Below are 17,475 nucleotides of genomic sequence, written 5' to 3' on the forward strand. Positions count from 1 at the left end.
TTTCATCCCGGCTTTTCTTTCGGTTCATGCCATTGGCCAATTTCGGCATCCTGGGTGGCCAAAAGTACTTGTGCTTTGAGGTTCGTGGGTTCAAGTATCAAAGGGTTAGGGCGGGAGTGGCCAGTATTCGGTTACATTTCTCATCTGATCATCCGTCCCGGCCAGCCATGCGCAAGCCGGGACGCTTTAAGTCATGCTGCCGCAGCATCCTCACGAACGTCCAGAATGCGGTCGATCAATCCCCATTCCAGTGCCTCTTCCACCGTCATGAAACGGTCGCGGTCCATTGCCGCTTCAAACTCGTCGTAGCTGCGCTTGGAATGCTCGGCATAAAGCCGCGTCATGCAGTGCTTTGTCTGCCTGATTTCTTCCGCATGGATGAGCATATCCGACGCCTGCCCCTGAAAACCGCCGGACGGCTGGTGAATGAGGATGCTGGCGTTGGGCAATGCCGCCCGCGCGCCCGGTTCGCCGGCCATAAGCAGGAACGAGCCCATCGAGCGGGCAGTCCCCATGCACAGAGTATGAACCGGCGCGCGGATGTAGCGCATGGTGTCATACATTGCGAGACCGCTGGTCACGACGCCACCCGGTGAGTTGATGTAGAGATGGATCGGCTTCTTCGGGTTTTCCACCTCCAGAAACAGCAATTGCGCGCAGACCAGCGCGGAAACAGCATCGTTGACCTCACCGTTGAGAAAGATGATCCTTTCCCGCAACAGGCGGGAATAGATGTCGAAAGACCGTTCTCCCCTTGCGGATTGTTCGACTACCATAGGGACGAGTTGCATCGCTTCGCGCATTGGCGAACTCCTGTCGTTTGAAAATGTCGGGAAATGGATCAGGCGGCGAGCTTGATCGGCGAACCGTTGTGGTTTGCGGCGGCCTTTGTCATCCGGCTGGGCTTGGTGACCGGCAACTCATGAATGACCCGCAGGCTGGTGCCGCCCCGGTCGTTCGAGGCGATCCTGAAGGTGACGGTGCTTTCCAGAAATGGCGGGTGATCCTCCCGCAGCCTGTAGCAGACCTCCCGGCCCGGCTTGATATCGATCGCCTCGGGTTCCGCCAGAGCCTCCTTCGGCAACCAGTGTTCGCGAAACGCCGGAATGCTGATCGCGCGCCAGACCTTCTGTGGCGGCTCGTCCAGATCATATTCAAGCTCAAGACCATTTTTCGGCGCTGCGGGCGTTTGCCTGTTCATTGATCCATATCCTTCAGCAGGAGCTTGAGAGCCTCTATGCGTTGCGGCCAGTAGGCGCGGTATTTTCCGAGCCAGGTCGCAATCCGTGTCAGCCCGTCCGGATCGACCTCGTAATTGACGAAACGGCCCTGCCGCCTTTCAACCACAAGCCCGGCGCCGCGCAGGACCGACAGGTGCTGCGACATGGCCGGCTGGCTGATCTCGATCCCTTCGCGCAAGGCGGAAGCGTTCATGGCGCCATCCGCCAGTTTTTCGAAAATGGCGCGGCGGGTCGGATCGGCCAACGCCCGGAAAATATCGTTCTCTGTCATGACAACACATAAGCACAGACTTATGCGATTCACAAGCCCCATCGCGTATCGGTTCCACCAGCCGGCTTTATGGGAAACCCATATTCTCTTATGCCGTGAACGCTTTAGGCCCTCGCGCGTTTTCACCCGGCCTGATAATCTTCAGGCTGGGGAGCGATCAAACCAAGTGACTGCATTTACGGTCTTCATAGCCATTCTTCTGCTGGTCATCGGATCGGGCCTGTTCGTCGTCATCGGCAAACAGCGGGAAAAGGCAATTCCCAAGCGCCCTTCCACTGCCCTGCCCGTGGCGGAGGATGAAACCGGGCTTGACCGGCACTGGCAGTCGATAAAAAACGGCTGGAACGAGAAAAACGCGCTCTGCCTGCTGCATTCCAATCTTGATGCCTTTGCGGTGCGCATGGCGGCGGCACGGGCTGCGGGGCGCAGCCTCGATCTGATGTATTACATGTGGAATGCCGATCTGACCGGGCGGCTGATGATGCGCGAAGTCATCGCCGCCGCCGACCGCGGCGTGCGCGTGCGGCTGCTTCTCGACGATCTCGGCGTCTCCATCTCCGACCGAATATTCCACGCCATCGACAGCCATCCGAATATCGAGCTGCGGCTTTTCAATCCCACAAGGGCGCGGGAAAACATCCTGTATCGAGGACTGGAGCTGGTGCTACGCTTCCGAAGCGTCAACCGGCGCATGCACAACAAGGCGTGGATTGCCGACGGACGGGCAGTGATCGTCGGCGGCCGCAATATTGGCGACGCCTATTTCGATGCTGCCGAACGGGCGAATTTCCACGATTTCGATATTCTCGGCTTCGGCAGGATCGTTGCCGACGCCACTGAAATTTTCGATGATTACTGGAACAGCGCCGTTTCCGTGCCGGTACGCTCGCTTCTGGCCAGACGACCGAGCAAACTTGCCAGATTACGGCGTGAGCTTGATGCTCTGCCGAAAAGCGAGGCGGCAAAACCCTATCTGGAACGCGTCGAAAGCCAATATGGCCGCGATCACTTCCTGATGTCGGACCGCCTGCACTGGGTCGACACGGCGGATGTGCTTGCCGACCCGCCGGAGAAAGCGGCGGGAAAACGCCGCAAGGGCCATAATTTCCTGATGGAAAGCCTGCTGCCGCTGATGCAGGCGGCAGCAGAGAGCCTGCACATCACCTCGCCCTATTTCATTCCCGGCAAACAGGGCGTCGATATTTTCCTAAACCTTGCCGAGCGCGGCGTGTCGCTCGCCATCCTCACCAACTCACTGGCCGCAACCGATGTTGCCGCCGTTCACGCCGGTTACGCCCGCTACAGAAAGCCGCTGCTGCTGGGCGGCGTACGCCTGCACGAGTTGCGCTCGCAGGCGGATCAGGGCGGCTTTACGCTACGCGGTTCCGGGCAGGCGAGCCTGCACACCAAGGCGTTCACCCGCGACGGCAAGACCGGTTATATCGGCTCGCTCAATTTCGATCCGCGCTCCGCCTCGCTCAACACGGAAATGGGCGTCGTTTTCAACTCGGCCCCGCTGGTTGCCCGCATGGATGAAATCTTCACCGAAGAAATCCGCCGCACCATGAGCTTCGAGCTGGATATTGACGATAGAAAGCGCATCGTCTGGATGACCGAAGAACAGGGCCAACCAACCATATACCGGCGTGAACCAGACGCGGCCATCAGCCGCCGGATCATCGCCGGCATCATGCGTTTCCTGCCGCTTGAATCGCAGCTTTGAGGAAGAGAGGCCCTGTCAGGCCGCCGGTCTCACACCGGCCTTGGCCAGCTGGATCTGCACCAGCGTGTCAAGGTTCTGGTTGACGCGGCAGTAGAATTCCTCGTCGATGAACGGTCGCAACATGAAATCATTGCCGCCCGCCTTCAGGAACCGCGCCGATAGCAGCCGGTTGGTGGAGGACGACACGCCAATGATGCGCAATTCATGCGATCCGCGCACGGTGCGGATGCGCCGCGTCAGTTCGAAACCATCAATGTCAGGCATGTTATAGTCGGTTACCACAAGGCCGATATCAGGATTGGCTTTCAGGATTTCCAGCGCCTTCGCACCGCTGTCAGCAAGACTGACCCGGAAATTATAGCGCTTGAGACGGCTCGACAGCAGCGCCCGCGCCGTCGGGCTGTCATCGACGATCAGCACATGGTGGCGGTGGTTGGTGAGGAACCGGCAGACCGATTCCGTCAGCATGTCCACGGCGAAAATATTGTCCTTCAAAATGTAATCGACCACATCCTTGGCGATCAGCGTTTCGCGCGTCGCCTCATGGAAGGTGCTGGTGAAAACGATGGTCGGGATCGAAAGATCGATCAGATATTCCAGCGCCTCGCCCTTTTCCGCCCCCGGCAGGTTGATGTTGGAAATCGCCAACGTCACCGGCTCGGACGAATGTTCGTAACAGGCCTGCAACTCCTCGAAAGAGCGACACGCCTCCACGGAAACGCCCAACATTTCATTCAGGCGCCTGCTCACCATCTGGGTGAACACATTGCTATCTTCCGCCAGCAGAATGCGGTTATTGGTGAAAGGCACACCCGAATATTGCATGCCCGTAATGCCGAGAAAATTCATCCTGTCCCAGTCCCCCATCGTCCTTCAGGGGAAAATAGCAGCGGTATTTTTCAGAATAATTAATAACACTTTTGCCGGCAAACCAGTCGGCACATATGCTTACCTAAAAGAAAATACGGCCCCGAAGGGCCGTATTCGGGTTGTTGGCATAAAGGCGCATCAGGCGCGCAGCAGCGCATTTTCGGTATCGAACGGGCTCTCCTCCACCACCTCGGCATCGTAAAGCGTGCCGAGAATGCGGATTTTCAGCTTGGTGCCAACCGCTGCATATTCCGGCTTGAGCATGGCAAGCGCAATCGACTTGCCGATGCGCCAGCCAAAACCGCCGCTGGTGACACGGCCGGCAAGAGCGCCGTTTTCGTCGGAAATCGCTTCCGAACCGCGTGCGTCGACATCCGTATTGCCCGACACGGTCAGCGTCGAAAACACCGATTTCAGGCCGGCTTCCTTGTAAGCCACCAGCGCATCACGGCCGATGAAGGATTTTTCCGGCCGCAGGAAGCGGTCGAGACCGGATTCATAGGCGTTATATTCCACCGAAAGTTCGCGGCCCATGTTGCGGTAGGATTTTTCGAGCGACATCGACACCATGGCCCGGATGCCGAACGGCTTGATGCCGAATTCCGCACCGGCTTCCATCAGCCGGTCGAAGATGTAATTCTGCATCTCGATCGGGTGGTGCAGTTCCCAGCCGAGTTCGCCGACGAAGTTGACGCGCAGCGCATGCGCCGTCGCCACGCCGACGGAAATCTGCTTTGCCGTCAGCCAGGGAAAATCCTTGTTCTCCAGGCTGGTGCGGGTCAGCTTCTTCAACAGATCGCGAGACTTCGGGCCGGCAAGCACCAGCACGCCGTATTTCTGGGTGATCGGCTGCAGCACCACGGAACCGTCAATCGGCGCAAGGCGGCGCAGCACGTCATGATCGTGGGCCTCAAGACCGCCCGCCGAAACCATATAGAACCGGCCAGGCGCCCATTCATAAACGGTGAACTCCACCTTCACCCCGCCATTCGGCGTCAGAAGATGCGTGAGCGCGATGCGGCCGCGCTTCTTCGGCACAATGTTAGCCAGAATGCTGTCCAGCCAGGCACGCGCACCGGGGCCGGAAACCTCCATCTTGGCGAAGGCCGACATATCAAGCACGCCAACATTCTGCGTAACGTTCTTCACCTCGTTGCCGACATGTTCGAAATAATTCGAACGGCGGAACGACCATTTTTCGACGATGCGGCCATCGTCCAGCGGCGGCGCGTGGTTGTGGCTGGTGATGACATCGGCGCCGACGCCGAGGTCTTCTTCGCGCAGCGCATAACCTTCCGGCGCATACCAGTTGGCGCGCTCCCAACCGTAAACGGAGCCGAACACGCCACCGAGCTTCTTCAGACGGTCATAAACCGGCGTCGTCTTCAGCGGGCGGGCAGCGGAACGCTCCTCATCCGGATAATGCATGGTGAAGACGTTGGCATAGGCCTCTTCGTTCTTGGCGATGAGGTAGCCTTCCGTTGCGTGAGGCCCGAAGCGACGCGGATCGACGCCCATCAGATCGAGCGTCGGCTCGCCATCGACGATCCATTCGGCCAGCTGCCAGCCAGCGCCGCCGGCAGCGGTGATGCCGAAGGAATGGCCCTCATTCAGCCAGAAATTCTTGAGGCCCGGCGCGGGGCCGACGATCGGGTTGCCGTCAGGCGTATAGGCGATCGCGCCGTTATAAACCTTCTTGATGCCCACCTCGCCGAAGGCCGGAACGCGCACCATCGCGGTTTCGATATGTGGCATCAGGCGGTCGAGTTCTTCCTGGAACAGCTCATATTCGCTGTCGTCAGAGGGACCGTCGACATAACAGACCGGCGCGCCGACTTCGTAAGGGCCGAGGATCAGGCCGCCCGCTTCTTCGCGCATGTACCAGGCCGAGTCCGATTCACGCAGAACGCCCATTTCCGGCAGGCCCTGACGGCGACGCTCCAGAATGGCCGGATGCGGCTCGGTGACGATATATTGATGCTCGACCGGAATGACCGGAATATCGATACCGACCATCTCACCGGTCTTGCGGGCAAACGAGCCGGTGCAGGACACGATATGTTCGGCGATGATCTCGCCCTTGTCCGTCGTCACCTTCCAGTGACCGTCTTCCAGCTGCTCGATGGCGGTGACGGTGGTGTTACGATAGATCGTCGCTCCGCGGTCACGCGCACCCTTGGCCAGCGCCTGTGTGAGGTCTGCCGGCTGGATGTAACCGTCATCAGGATGCTGGATGGCGCCGAGCAGCCCGTCGGTCTCACAGAGCGGCCAGATTTCCTTCACCTGCTCCGGCGTCAGCATGTTGACGCGCACGCCAATCGTTTCGGCAATGCCGGCATAATACATATATTCGTCCCAGCGATCCTTGGTACGGGCGAGACGAATGTTCGAAACCTTGGAAAAGCCGACATTCATGCCGGTTTCTTCCTGGAGTTCCTCATAAAACTTCACGGAATACTTGTGGATCTGGCCAACCGAGTAGCTCATGTTGAACAGCGGCAGAAGACCGGCCGCATGCCAGGTGGAGCCGGATGTCAGCTCCTTGCGCTCGATGAGCACGCTGTCGCTCCAGCCCTTTCTGGCCAGGTGATAAAGCGTCGAGACGCCAACAACGCCGCCACCGATCACCACCGCCCGTGCATGTGTCTTCATTTACAGAACCCCTAAAAAGCGCCGGCATTGCCTGTCGTGCTGCCAAATCGATGAGGGGAATATGAAGCGGTCCGCAGCGGTTCAGCCGCCTGATTGCGACATGGCCATAGGGTGCTGCGACAGGGAAGAAAATGCCGCCGTCAGGCAGGCTTCAGACCGCCATCGCCCCATGAGGAGACGAAGGCGGCGTAGATGTCGGAAGCGCCAACCGGAACAGATCGAGTTTCGCCGCCATAACGGGCCAGAGCCCGGCTACCTGTTCTGAAGCTGCATTTGCAGCCCCCTGATATCCGGGCCATCCAGTTTCAGGCCTTTGAGCACGTCATTGCCGGGCACGATGATCGAGTTATTGAAGCCGGGACCGCCCGGCAGATTGTGTATCCCACCGCCGCCGCCCGGCGGCGGAGGAGGAGGCGGAAAACCCCCACCACCATCCTTGCAAGGTGGAATGCGATAGATGCAATCACTGTTGAATTGCGCTATATCGCCAACGGTCACGGACGGAACGACCGCCTCCTGCGCATTTGCCAGAAAAGGAAAAACCATGCCGAAGAGAAAAACGGTCCGTCTCATTTCGCAACCTCCTGCGAAGACGCACAAATCTTGACGCCGTCTTTCACGTCCTTGTCGGCGGCGGCTTTTGCCGCTGCGTCCAGCCAGGCGGGCGTGCTGTTGCGCATACCGATGGAAACACTGTTGAAACCTATGACGAGCGGCCTCGCAAACTGGCGATCGGAAAAGAGGCCGGAACTGTTCGTGCTGCGAATGGTGCTGTCATTGCCGGCCATGTTTTCGGCCTCCGGCTGTTGGCCCTGCGGGCCTGTGGTCGCGGCAGCAGCCGTGCTATCCATATTCTTCTGGACGTCGCCCTTGTTTCCTCCCGCATCGAGGAAAGTCGAGCGGCCCCGGCCGTTGGTGACCTTCACCCCGCGAGTGAGAAACGCCTGACGCACGACCAGCAGGCGGATGTCGTAAATATAACGCGGACCACAATCCTGCGTCTCCGCGGTCCTCAAAATATCGCGGCTGAGAATATAGGACAGTTTTTCGCGAAGATATTCGTCGGCGCAATAGACCTTTGTGTCGTCATCACCGCAAAACGCCATCAACGCGTTTTGCGCATGAAAAGGGTTGATCGAATAGGTCTGGACATTTTGAAGCTCGATCTCCTCGACATCGGCCCGCGCGCCGCCGAAGGCAACATTGCGCAGAACCCCCGCCATGCCCTCTTTCCGTTCTATCTTGATGACCGGAAAAAGCGCGTCCTTCACTTGCAGGCCGGATGTGGTCCCATCGGATGCGACTTCCATGCGGGGCTGAGATACCGTCAGCGTCTTCTTGTCTTCCAGCCAGGTGCTGTCGCCGAAATAAGGCGCCTCCGACTTGACACCCAAATATCCCCGCAAATTCGGTATCTGGGTAATCTTGACGTAGCGGCCGATGAAGGATTCGCTTTCGAGATCGGTGGGCAGAGACTTGAACCTGTGCCCTGAATCCACGACCTCGGCGATGATGTCCCCCACATAAATATCCTCCTGCGGCGGATAGACCGGCTCGATACCTAACCTGCGGATAGATTCATTCCAGCGTTTCGGCAGGTAATCATCCGTCACGTCAGTCTCGCCCATCAGGAAAAACAAACCCGCCGCGCCGACAACGATACCTGCGGTCAATAGAGACGCTCTGGCGGCATGGGGCTTAACCCACCACCAGAATCCCCTCAGTTTTTCCCACAGAGATGTTTTTACAGGAAGCTGGCCGAGAGGCTGGGCAGGCTGGGCAGGCTGGGCAGGCTGGGCAGGCTGGGCAGGCTGGGCAGGCTGGGCAGGCTGGGCATTTCCATTGACTGGATTCGTCATGTGAGCCCCGACAACAAGAAAAATAAACTAAAGAATAACCATAATATATCAACTTAAAGTTTACTTATCAATGCAGTCTCTACGGGTATTTTGAATATATTTTCACGACGAGAACCGGCATATGCCCGCTCCCAGTGAACAGAAAGCCACGGCCAGATCCGCATAGCCGCGCCAGGGCAGTTCCCAGCCACGCCAAGCCTTATACGGGCAGCATAGCGGCGGAGATGGCCGCACCGATCAATTATCTCTGCCAGCCATCTTTGCCGCCGGCTTCGTTTCCACAACGGTCTTATCGACAGACTTGTCGCCCGCTTTGCCGGCATCCTTTTCCGCTGTGACTTCCGCCGCAGGCGATGCCGCACCCGTATGGGCCACCGCCGCCTTGTCGCCCTCTTCCGAAAGCAGCGCCGCCAGCATTTGCGGGTTGGCGTCGCCCTCCACATGGATGTTGAGATTGCGCTGCGGGAACGGGATGGCGATCCCCTCCTCGCGGAAGCGCTGGAGGATGGCGATCCTCAGCGCATTCTTCACGCCAAGCCCGGTCGACAGATCGGCAAGGTGGAACCGCAATTCGAAATCCAGCGAGAAATCGCCGAACCGCAGGAACTCCACATGCGGCTCGGGGTTGCGCAGCACCGGCGGCTGGGCGCGCACCAGTTCCAGCAGAATATCCATGACTTGCTGCGGATCGGAATCATAGGAAACGGAAACCGGAATTTCCGCACGCATGATGCGGTTGCGGTGCGTCCAGTTGCCGACCGAGGAGTTGATGAACTCGGAATTCGGCACAATGATCGACTGACCACGGAAGGTTTCGATTTCTGTGGCGCGCACGGAAAGCCGCTTGACGGTGCCTTCCGTCGTGCCGGTCACCACCCAGTCACCCACCTTGAAGGGACGCTCGACCAGAAGGATGAGGCCGGACACGAAGTTCGAGACGATGTTCTGCAGGCCAAAACCGATACCGACCGAAAGAGCCGACGCGACGAGCGCGAGACTGGAGAGGTTAAGACCGGCGGAAGACACGCCGAAGATCGCCGCAACCGCAATGCCGAGATAACCGATGCCGGTCTTGACCGAGTTGCGCACCCCGGCATCCACCTGCCCCCGCGCCATGACGTTATTATCAAGCCACTTCTGGAACCAGCGGGTGATAATATAACCGATGGCAAAGACAAGAACGCCGCCGAAGAGGCCGATCAGCGAGATCGAGGCATTGCCGACGGTAATGCCGGTCAGCAGGCGATAGGCCCAGCTTTCGATATCACCCGGCTGGAAGCCCCAGGAAAATAGGATGAGCGGCACGCCGAAGGCAAGCGCTATGGCATAGATGCCAAGCCCGGCGGCAAGGCCCGCCTGATCGAGCGCAACCGGACCGAGCCCGAAACGCCGCGCCAGATAACGCCCGGCAAGGGATTCGGAAAAAGCGCCCTGTCTGGAAATCGCCTTGCCGGACAGAATGCCGATATACATCGTCGCCAGCACCGCACCCGTGGCGACGATCTGCGTGGCAAGGAAGCGCGCAAGACCGACATAACCCGTCAGACACGCGCCGATCAGAATGAGACCGCCGACCCGCAGCAGAATGACCAGCCAGCGGGGCAGCCGCTGGTTGCCGGTCTCATAATCCTGCCCCTCGCCGATCATCGGCCGCAGGAACGACACGGTAAGCAGGATGATGCCGATAATGATCGAGGCGACAAAGCTCTTGGCGACGGTGACGATCAGCGGCGAATAAAGCGTCTCGCTGATCGTTCCAAACAGATAGTCGAGACCATTGACGAGCGCCATCAGCAGCACCGCAGACGACAGCGTATGCGCGCCGCGATTGGACACTTTCAGCAAACGCCATTCCGGCTGGGTGGGCGCAAAGATCGCGTAGCTCAGCCGCGATACGAAATACACGAAGCCGAGGATGGCCATGGCCCCGAACAGGATCGGCGCTATATCGGATCGCAGCACGTTGAAATTATCGAGGAAAAACGCCGAGGTGACCAGAAACAGGAACAGCGACAGCGATTGCACCATGGTCGACCAGAAGGCCACCGAAAGCCTTCTGAGATAAGATGGCTCGCCGGTAAAGGCCCGACGGTCCATGCGGCTGCCGAAAAACCGGTAACCACCGACCAGAAACAGCAGCCCCGCCATGATCGACAGCATCACGGCCCCAAACATCGGCAACCGCTTGTAGCTCCACACGAAACCCGCCCAGCTGCTGAAGGCGTTGTTGAGGTTGGTCACCTCGGTAATGAAGGCCGAAGACGCATCGCCCAGCGTCTGGGCCGAAACTTCCGTGCGCTTGAACAGGGTGGCGGCAAAAAGCGCCCGGCGAACCGCCGTAATATTGTTGGAAATCTGCGCGGCATTGGTGGCGGTGCTTTCCACCTCACCGGCAATCGCATTCACCTCGGCACGCTCCGCCGTCAGCCGGGCGCGCTCTTCCGTCACCATGCTGGCTTCCGGCGGCTGGCCATCGGCCGGCGGCTCGCCAAGCGCCTCGAGACGAGTCTTGATCTGGTCCAGCCGGGTGCGCAGCTTGGTGTTGGCCGCCGCGGCATCGGCGGCAATGCCATCGGCGCGGCCCTTCATATCCACCAGATGCACATCGTCGCTGCCGCCCGCCTCCACCTGTCCGGTGATGGTTGCAACATCGGCTTTCCATTTTTCCAGTTCCGCCCGCGCCTGCTCGACCGTGGTGGCCTGAATCACGGCGGGCGCCGGCGGCGTTGTCTCCCCTTGCGCGGATGCCGGCATTGCGGGCAACAGAAACCCGCCGAGAAGCGAAAACATCATGACCATTATCATGGCCACGGCACTGCTTCGCACCCGACCAGGTGCCGGTTCGCCGAACACCCGCCTACCGTCAATCAATCCGCCAAACATCAACCGCACATCCATGCCTTTCGTCTCTTCACGCCGTCTCAGGCTATTTAGCGCCTGCGACGGGGAAAACCACCCGCATGAAGCGAGGTTTTCCGGAGTTTACCTTGCTTTTCACCACGAGAATCATCACCTTTGATAGTGCAGCAAACATGGGAGGAAATCATGGAATCTGCTGGTATTGGCTGGATCGCAGCTATCATCATCGGTGGTGTCGCCGGGTGGCTCGCCGAACAATTCATGAAAAGCAATATGGGTGTTTTCATGAACATCCTTCTTGGAATCGTCGGCGCGATCGTCGCCAACGCCATATTGTCTGTTTTTGGAATCGTTCTGGCCGGCTGGCTCGGTTATCTCATCGCCGGCTTCATCGGCGCCTGTATCCTTATCCTTATCGGGCGGGCATTCAGACGCGGCTAAGCAAAAGGAAAATCCGTAAAACCCCGGATTTTCAGCCTTTTCCAGCGCGACTGAAATTTTTTCGTCACAAAAATCGAAGAAATTTCATTTCCGCGCTGGACAAGCCCAAACTTCCCCTTTATAGCCCCCCTCACACCGCCACACGGTGTCGGTCGGGTGATTAGCTCAGTTGGTAGAGCAGCTGACTCTTAATCAGCGGGTCGTAGGTTCGAGCCCTACATCACCCACCAAATCTCTTTAAATGACAAGATGTTGCGATGCTTACTTAAAGCATCGCCTAGGCTATTGAACTTGTGCAATCGTCCCTTTCCGGCAATGCCTGCGAAAGAAACGGTACTTGTCACGACGATCCCGAGCTACACAGCCCCGTCAGCGCAATAGCTCGCCGGAAAGTCTACAACTTCGTTTCCGATGCGCTTTTTGCCCCGATGAAGCGCGGCTCCAATGGTCGCCCGGCAATACGGCTTCCAAATTCCTCCGTAAAACGAACGGGCGCCGCCTGCTTTACCGCATCGATGGCGGAATCGATAAACGCCTGCCGTCTCGGGCTCTCCTCTTGAGGTCGCGAGGCTATGACGACCACCTTGCCGCGTATTTGCCCGTCCTTATGCAGAATGAACCGCAGCGTCACCACCAGTCCCTCGGTGTCTTCCGGCGGCACCCAGCAGGCGTAGATTGCATCGAACATCTCGTTGAGATTACTGGCAGGCGTCGGATCCTTGCAGATCCGCGACTGGCCCGAAACCGGCGTCAGAATGCCTCCAGCCAGGATGCTCAACACCACGAGACCGGGCAGCCTGAAACGACGGGACACCAAAGAAGTACGATCGGTCAATCCAATATCCTCTATCTGGATAGCTGATCTGCCGCTCTGGCCATCCAGTCACAACGTTTTTTAAAAAAATCGATTTTGTCAGTAAAAATTCCTGAAAGCTCTACGCGCTTGGATCTTAACCACTAAGAAATACAGCATAAATACGCATATAAAAATACATTCCAATCAATACGAATAGATAATGACTAATTTCACCATAAAATAACTCAAAATATCAAATAAAAAATAAAATATATGTGAAAATATATTTATATGAAAACTATAAAATACTCAATAAACATTCATCATACCAATTATTAAATCCAGATTTATTGAATATACAAACCGCCGTAAAAATATCCTCCGGAAATGCGGCTTCGCGTCTTAACCAACGGCTGCGGTTTGCATTGCAAGCCGCTGGTTTGGCTGTATGCATGGCCTGCCAGAACAAGGCAAAGGGGGATATCATGACATCGAAATGGGTAACGGCAGTATTTTTCGGCACAGCGATGACGGTTGCGGCCAGTGCGGCGCAGGCGGAAGACCTGGTCTTCACGCTGAAGAACGGCACGGGCTCCGTTCTCAACGCCTTCTACACCTCACCGGTGGGCGTTAATGACTGGGAAGACGACGTGTTTGGAAAGAAGGCGCTCGGCCCCGGCGAAGAGATGGAAATCACCATCGCCGACGGCCGCAGTGTCTGCAAATATGACATGCGTTTCGAATTCCAGGGCGATGCGCTTGAGGATCTTGAGGATACGCAGAACCTCTGCGAGCTCGGTGAATATACCATCACCGAATAACATAACTGCGATGGCGGCCCTGCCCGGCAAAGGCGGGGCCGCAGCGACAGACGGTTCTGAAACGCGGCCGCCCTCCTACAGCGTCAAAGCTCCGGAAAAACCGCCACAACGGTAATTATAGGCATTGCCGCGCCGCCCCTTTCCCCAAAGCTGTCTCAATCATCCTTATGATTGGCACCATGAGATTGATCATCAACATATTGCTGTTCGTCCTCGGCGCGGTCGGGAGCGGAATATGTGCGTTTTTATTGTCGGCAGCGCTTGCCGATTCCGGGCTGCTCGGCTCCTGTTTTGAGGGAAATTGCGCTTATGCGGCGCTGTTTATGGTGCTTCCGGTCGCATGGTTCATACTTTTCGCGCTTTACGTCATGGCTCTGCTCGTCTGGAGACGAAAACCGTTCCGGAATGGACGGCTCTGAAAAAGCGCGTCGCAGCGCCATCGCTACCGCGCGTTCGTTGACAGCGATCAGCACTTACCGTTAACTCCGCCTGCTGGGGGATTCGCTGCCAGTGATATGTGGACCCGACGGGTATTCCCTATATCACCGGCCTCTGAATGTGCATGTTCCGATTTGCGTTTTGCGTTTGCTGGGCATGACGGAAAACAGGGAGACCAAAGGATGCGGGCCGCAATCAATTCCCCGTCGCTTTCGATCGACACAATGGACTACCAGGCCGAGTGCCAGTTCGCGCTGGAACCCTCCATCCAGGGCCTTATTGAAAAAGCGGAAAGCGCCGGCTGGAACCGCCAGCAGGCTGCGCTTGCTATCGTAGCACTCGCCAGCGAACATCTCACCGAGCTATTGTCTGCCGGTGGCCCCGCATTGTTGGATCAACGTTCCCTCTCTTGATCTCATCTGAAGCCGGGCGGAAGCAGCGCCCGCGTCATCCAGATATCATCACGACAATCGACCCTTTACGCCCGGAGTGTCCTCACCGACGCTGCCGGAACCTTAGGTCGCATGGCGAAAGCAATCACTCAGGCGAAGCCAGCCTCGCGCGCCAATAGTGCCGCAAGACCGCCAGCCGCATTCCGGGTCAGCCAATTCCGCAGAGCGCATCGATTGCTGGCCAGCGAGCGCGCCATAGTGTTGACACAAGCGACCAATAATGAGAACATAAAGTGAACATTATGGAGGTCAGCGATGAACACTGCAGACGCAACCATAGAGAATGCCCTCTCCGTCGTCGCCCGCTCCCGCGATATGCGCGAGCGTGCGCTGGAACGGCGTCGCGAGTTGCAGCGGCGAACGGAAGTCATCATCACCCGGCCGCTTTACGTGCTGAAAAAGAACGAGGGACCGAAGCAGCTCTCGCTGAAGCTCGACAGCTGATCAAATCTGCGAACGTCAACGGCACTGCTCACGGGCAAAGACATGGTCCGGGGACGTACCGAAGCGGCGGCAAACGGCTTACTTGCATGGAGTCGCAACCGAGTGGCTCGCTTGTCTCGCCTGTTCCAAAAGCAAATCCCGTGCGGATTACCTCACGCACGGGATTTCCAGAATGAAGAGGTTATCGTCTTGTCTTATTGCATGCGCTGCATTGCGGCTTCGGGCTCGCCGGTCGTCGCAACCGTTGCCGCTGGAAGGCGGTCGGTCTTTTTCAGGATGACGACGGGCTTGTCCACCGGTTCCGTCGGCGGAACGATGCTTGCGGTTTTAAATTCACGGTCGACGGCAGGAACGGAAGCGTTGATCTTTTCATGACCTGCGCATTCCGCAAGCGCTGCACTGGCGGAAAAACCAAAGACAGCGGCGATAATGAGAACTGATTTCATGTCATTCTCCCTTCGCTTTCGTGGCGATCTCCAGTCTAGGTGGAGACGACCCGGATTGAAAATCACACTTTAGAGACATCTAAAGCACTAGATCATTTCGGCAGTCGTCATCATTGATGTGCATGGGAGCGATGGTGATTGTATCGCCCTTATTTTTTCCGCACATCCAGCGGATTTCGGCAAAGCGGCCGGCGAAATATCATCGCCACATAACTCCCCTTGAGGGAAATGAGACTGGGCGTGTAAGTCGAAACCTTTGCCGTGTTGGCGGCCTTGATCGTTCTTCCATCAGAGGAATTCTGCTGCATGGCGCGCCTCCTTCCATGAGCGATAACGAAAAAACACAGTTCTTGTTCCGCATCGCAATTTCTTTGCCGCCGAGAGAGGGCAAGACGCCGCCACGTGTTTCTTCTCCCCGCCGGGGAGAAGGTGGCCCGAAGGGTCGGATGAGGGGGCAAGCTCTCCGTATATCTCTACCCTCGTCCCCTCATCCCGCTGCCGCGACCTTCTCCCCGGCGGGGAGAAGAAACAAGCGGCGCACTCCCGATCCCATCCATCCCCCCAACGCTTGAAAATTTCGCCAAAAACCTCTATATGCCTCACCGCGAGGACGACCTCGGCCATCATGGCGACAGCATGCGGGACGGCCCGGTCACATACCGGAGAATAAATTGCGCTCCCTGCAAGATCGTATTCGCCACGCGCTCAGCTTCGAAATCATCGGCCTTTTGCTCGTCGTGCCACTTGGCGCTCTCGTCTTTGGCATGCCCATGGAAGATATCGGCATGGTTGGCCTCGTCAGCGCCACACTCGCCACCGCCTGGAACTATATATACAATCTCGGCTTCGACCATGCCATGCAGCGGCTGAAGGGCACGACGCTGAAGACGCCCGCCATCCGCGTCGCACACGCCCTGCTGTTCGAACTCGGCCTGCTGATTGTGTTGATGCCCTTCATCGCCTGGTATCTCGGCATCAGCCTTGCCCATGCGCTGGTGATGGATATTTCGTTTGCGCTGTTTTACGTGGTCTATGCTTTTGTCTTCAACTGGAGCTATGACCGGATTTTCCCGCTGCCGGAATGGCAATCGCAGGACGCCGTCTGATCGACGGCGCCCCGGCGCGGGAGGGTAAGATTTCAGCGCAGCGATGCCTTGAAAAAGCTAACGACATCGGCGTTGAAACTGCGATGAAACTCTGCCCGGTCAAAACCGGGCGCATCGTTGCAAATCTGCGGCAGGGCTTTTGCCATTTCGGCGGGACAAGGCGCGATGAACGAAAAATGCCCCGCATCCTTCACCGTCCGATAGTCCGGTTTGCCCGGCAGTTCGTCGCGCAATCTCGCTATATCCTGCGGCACAATGCCATCACCGCCCTCTTCCGAGCTCCACAGCTGGACGGGAATACCGATATTTTTCAGATTTTCGGCGCCGGGAAAGGCATTGAGCGGGTCCGCAACAGCCACGGCCCTCACCCGCTTATCGTGAACCCGGTCTTTCGCAACAGCGCTTTTGTCCCGCATCTGCGCGCATATCGCCGCCTGCTCGTCCGGGCATGGCAATCTGCTGTTTAAAAAATCCGGTACACCGCCGGCAAGCACCAGCGCCGTATAACCACCGCGCGAAAATCCGAAGACACCGATCCGCCCGGCATCGATAAAGCCGGCCTCTTTCCAGTTTGTCAGCATATGATCAAGCAGGCGGACAATATCCGCCGGCCGGTCAGTCAGCGCGGAAAGCTCGCCTGCCCGCTTCATATCGAGCGCATTATCGCCGGGATGATTGAGCGCCGCGACGATGAAACCGGCATCCGCCAGCGCCGCCGCCGTATCGCGGTGGCTGAAATAGGTACCTGCGAAACCATGGGAAATGACGATAAGCGGATATTGCCCTTCAACGATCGGGCAATCGCGCACCGCAGGCAGTACGAAGGGACCGATACGTGTTTCCACCGGCGTTGCCGCACAGGGCGACCAGACAGCAGCCCTGATCGACGCTTTGCTCCCAGCAGATGGAACCTCGATCAACCGCAGGCCAGCGGCCGTGGCAACGCCCGTCCCGGAAAGAACGGAAAGCAGAAGAAGCCAAAAAACCACCAGAAATCGCATCAGAAACTCGCGGATCAGAAACATTGCGCACAAGACCGGTCATCAACCAGCCCTG

The 17,475-nt window shown here is 57.8% G+C and carries 19 protein-coding genes and 1 tRNA gene; 8 read left to right on the plus strand and 12 right to left on the minus strand.

The window, feature by feature from the left end:
* Positions 1–191: 191 nt before the first annotated feature.
* The 3 genes from DXT96_RS05875 to DXT96_RS05885 are packed head-to-tail and all read right to left on the minus strand — an operon-like array spanning position 192 to position 1,512.
* Positions 192–803 carry an ATP-dependent Clp protease proteolytic subunit gene (locus DXT96_RS05875; RefSeq protein ID WP_153513811.1) on the minus strand — a complete coding sequence of 204 codons (612 nt, stop codon included), beginning with the start codon at positions 801–803 and terminating at the stop codon, positions 192–194.
* A 38-nt stretch (positions 804–841) separates the two neighbouring features.
* Positions 842–1,201 carry an SRPBCC domain-containing protein gene (locus tag DXT96_RS05880; protein ID WP_153513812.1) on the minus strand — a complete coding sequence of 120 codons (360 nt, stop codon included), beginning with the start codon at positions 1,199–1,201 and terminating at the stop codon, positions 842–844.
* The gene (locus tag DXT96_RS05885; RefSeq protein ID WP_153513813.1) at positions 1,198–1,512 is read right to left on the minus strand and encodes a helix-turn-helix transcriptional regulator; all 315 of its coding nucleotides are present in this window, start codon (positions 1,510–1,512) and stop codon (positions 1,198–1,200) included. Before DXT96_RS05885 ends, DXT96_RS05880 begins: the two co-directional genes overlap by 4 nt.
* 166 nt (positions 1,513–1,678) lie before the next feature.
* Here DXT96_RS05885 and DXT96_RS05890 point away from each other — a divergent pair, with 166 nt between their 5' ends.
* Positions 1,679–3,235, plus strand: coding sequence for a phospholipase D family protein (locus DXT96_RS05890; RefSeq protein WP_371418794.1), 1,557 nt, complete (start codon positions 1,679–1,681; stop codon positions 3,233–3,235).
* Between the two features lie 15 nt (positions 3,236–3,250).
* Here DXT96_RS05890 and DXT96_RS05895 read toward each other — a convergent pair whose 3' ends face one another.
* From DXT96_RS05895 to DXT96_RS05915, 5 genes are all read right to left on the minus strand, one after another.
* Positions 3,251–4,084: a response regulator gene (locus DXT96_RS05895; protein WP_153513814.1), complete on the minus strand. Its 834-nt coding sequence runs from the start codon at positions 4,082–4,084 to the stop codon at positions 3,251–3,253.
* A 159-nt stretch (positions 4,085–4,243) separates the two neighbouring features.
* Positions 4,244–6,757: an FAD-dependent oxidoreductase gene (locus tag DXT96_RS05900; protein WP_153513815.1), complete on the minus strand. Its 2,514-nt coding sequence runs from the start codon at positions 6,755–6,757 to the stop codon at positions 4,244–4,246.
* A 252-nt stretch (positions 6,758–7,009) separates the two neighbouring features.
* Positions 7,010–7,330, minus strand: coding sequence for a hypothetical protein (locus tag DXT96_RS05905; protein ID WP_153513816.1), 321 nt, complete (start codon positions 7,328–7,330; stop codon positions 7,010–7,012).
* The gene (locus tag DXT96_RS05910; protein WP_246670524.1) at positions 7,327–8,616 is read right to left on the minus strand and encodes a hypothetical protein; all 1,290 of its coding nucleotides are present in this window, start codon (positions 8,614–8,616) and stop codon (positions 7,327–7,329) included. Before DXT96_RS05910 ends, DXT96_RS05905 begins: the two co-directional genes overlap by 4 nt.
* 237 nt (positions 8,617–8,853) lie before the next feature.
* Positions 8,854–11,514 (minus strand): mechanosensitive ion channel family protein, encoded by a 2,661-nt coding sequence (locus tag DXT96_RS05915; RefSeq protein ID WP_194287556.1) that lies wholly within the window; start codon positions 11,512–11,514, stop codon positions 8,854–8,856.
* A gap of 147 nt (positions 11,515–11,661) precedes the next feature.
* On the opposite strand from DXT96_RS05915, the gene DXT96_RS05920 reads away from it, so the two are divergent.
* Positions 11,662–11,916, plus strand: coding sequence for a GlsB/YeaQ/YmgE family stress response membrane protein (locus DXT96_RS05920; protein WP_149897515.1), 255 nt, complete (start codon positions 11,662–11,664; stop codon positions 11,914–11,916).
* Positions 11,917–12,070: 154 nt separating this feature from the next.
* Positions 12,071–12,146, plus strand: a tRNA-Lys gene (locus DXT96_RS05925).
* A gap of 164 nt (positions 12,147–12,310) precedes the next feature.
* On the opposite strand, the gene DXT96_RS05930 is transcribed toward DXT96_RS05925, so the two are convergent.
* The gene (locus DXT96_RS05930) at positions 12,311–12,751 is read right to left on the minus strand and encodes a hypothetical protein (RefSeq protein ID WP_153513818.1); all 441 of its coding nucleotides are present in this window, start codon (positions 12,749–12,751) and stop codon (positions 12,311–12,313) included.
* A gap of 446 nt (positions 12,752–13,197) precedes the next feature.
* Here DXT96_RS05930 and DXT96_RS05935 point away from each other — a divergent pair, with 446 nt between their 5' ends.
* From DXT96_RS05935 to DXT96_RS05950, 4 genes are all read left to right on the plus strand, one after another.
* Positions 13,198–13,533, plus strand: coding sequence for a hypothetical protein (locus DXT96_RS05935; RefSeq protein WP_153513819.1), 336 nt, complete (start codon positions 13,198–13,200; stop codon positions 13,531–13,533).
* 167 nt (positions 13,534–13,700) lie between these two features.
* Positions 13,701–13,952, plus strand: a complete 252-nt coding sequence (locus DXT96_RS05940; RefSeq protein WP_046798389.1) for a hypothetical protein — start codon at positions 13,701–13,703, stop codon at positions 13,950–13,952.
* Between the two features lie 201 nt (positions 13,953–14,153).
* Complete coding sequence (locus DXT96_RS05945; protein WP_149897513.1) at positions 14,154–14,384, plus strand: hypothetical protein; 231 nt, start codon at positions 14,154–14,156, stop codon at positions 14,382–14,384.
* A 294-nt stretch (positions 14,385–14,678) separates the two neighbouring features.
* The gene (locus DXT96_RS05950; protein ID WP_020012681.1) at positions 14,679–14,867 is read left to right on the plus strand and encodes a hypothetical protein; all 189 of its coding nucleotides are present in this window, start codon (positions 14,679–14,681) and stop codon (positions 14,865–14,867) included.
* A gap of 194 nt (positions 14,868–15,061) precedes the next feature.
* Here the strand turns inward: DXT96_RS05950 and DXT96_RS05955 are convergent, their stop codons facing one another.
* Positions 15,062–15,313: a hypothetical protein gene (locus DXT96_RS05955; protein WP_046798386.1), complete on the minus strand. Its 252-nt coding sequence runs from the start codon at positions 15,311–15,313 to the stop codon at positions 15,062–15,064.
* Positions 15,314–15,462: 149 nt separating this feature from the next.
* Positions 15,463–15,621, minus strand: coding sequence for a hypothetical protein (locus tag DXT96_RS26895; RefSeq protein WP_167379148.1), 159 nt, complete (start codon positions 15,619–15,621; stop codon positions 15,463–15,465).
* Between the two features lie 363 nt (positions 15,622–15,984).
* Here DXT96_RS26895 and DXT96_RS05960 point away from each other — a divergent pair, with 363 nt between their 5' ends.
* Positions 15,985–16,419, plus strand: a complete 435-nt coding sequence (locus DXT96_RS05960; RefSeq protein ID WP_153513820.1) for a PACE efflux transporter — start codon at positions 15,985–15,987, stop codon at positions 16,417–16,419.
* Between the two features lie 32 nt (positions 16,420–16,451).
* Here the strand turns inward: DXT96_RS05960 and DXT96_RS05965 are convergent, their stop codons facing one another.
* The gene (locus DXT96_RS05965; protein ID WP_153513821.1) at positions 16,452–17,420 is read right to left on the minus strand and encodes a dienelactone hydrolase family protein; all 969 of its coding nucleotides are present in this window, start codon (positions 17,418–17,420) and stop codon (positions 16,452–16,454) included.
* Positions 17,421–17,475: the final 55 nt, after the last annotated feature.

This window comes from Agrobacterium sp. ICMP 6402, assembly GCF_009498615.1.
GTDB lineage: Bacteria > Pseudomonadota > Alphaproteobacteria > Rhizobiales > Rhizobiaceae > Agrobacterium > Agrobacterium burrii.

Excerpts from the sequence above, each read along its gene's own strand:
- DXT96_RS05875 (WP_153513811.1), bottom strand. The coding sequence starts at position 803 with ATGCGCGAAGCGATGCAACTCGTCCCTATGGTAGTCGAACAATCCGCA.
- DXT96_RS05880 (WP_153513812.1), bottom strand. The coding sequence starts at position 1,201 with ATGAACAGGCAAACGCCCGCAGCGCCGAAAAATGGTCTTGAGCTTGAA.
- DXT96_RS05885 (WP_153513813.1), bottom strand. The coding sequence starts at position 1,512 with ATGACAGAGAACGATATTTTCCGGGCGTTGGCCGATCCGACCCGCCGC.
- DXT96_RS05895 (WP_153513814.1), bottom strand. The coding sequence starts at position 4,084 with ATGAATTTTCTCGGCATTACGGGCATGCAATATTCGGGTGTGCCTTTC.
- DXT96_RS05900 (WP_153513815.1), bottom strand. The coding sequence starts at position 6,757 with ATGAAGACACATGCACGGGCGGTGGTGATCGGTGGCGGCGTTGTTGGC.
- DXT96_RS05905 (WP_153513816.1), bottom strand. The coding sequence starts at position 7,330 with ATGAGACGGACCGTTTTTCTCTTCGGCATGGTTTTTCCTTTTCTGGCA.
- DXT96_RS05910 (WP_246670524.1), bottom strand. The coding sequence starts at position 8,616 with ATGACGAATCCAGTCAATGGAAATGCCCAGCCTGCCCAGCCTGCCCAG.
- DXT96_RS05915 (WP_194287556.1), bottom strand. The coding sequence starts at position 11,514 with ATGGATGTGCGGTTGATGTTTGGCGGATTGATTGACGGTAGGCGGGTG.
- DXT96_RS05920 (WP_149897515.1), top strand. The coding sequence starts at position 11,662 with ATGGAATCTGCTGGTATTGGCTGGATCGCAGCTATCATCATCGGTGGT.
- DXT96_RS05935 (WP_153513819.1), top strand. The coding sequence starts at position 13,198 with ATGACATCGAAATGGGTAACGGCAGTATTTTTCGGCACAGCGATGACG.
- DXT96_RS05940 (WP_046798389.1), top strand. The coding sequence starts at position 13,701 with ATGATTGGCACCATGAGATTGATCATCAACATATTGCTGTTCGTCCTC.
- DXT96_RS05945 (WP_149897513.1), top strand. The coding sequence starts at position 14,154 with ATGCGGGCCGCAATCAATTCCCCGTCGCTTTCGATCGACACAATGGAC.
- DXT96_RS05950 (WP_020012681.1), top strand. The coding sequence starts at position 14,679 with ATGAACACTGCAGACGCAACCATAGAGAATGCCCTCTCCGTCGTCGCC.
- DXT96_RS05955 (WP_046798386.1), bottom strand. The coding sequence starts at position 15,313 with ATGAAATCAGTTCTCATTATCGCCGCTGTCTTTGGTTTTTCCGCCAGT.
- DXT96_RS26895 (WP_167379148.1), bottom strand. The coding sequence starts at position 15,621 with ATGCAGCAGAATTCCTCTGATGGAAGAACGATCAAGGCCGCCAACACG.
- DXT96_RS05965 (WP_153513821.1), bottom strand. The coding sequence starts at position 17,420 with ATGCGATTTCTGGTGGTTTTTTGGCTTCTTCTGCTTTCCGTTCTTTCC.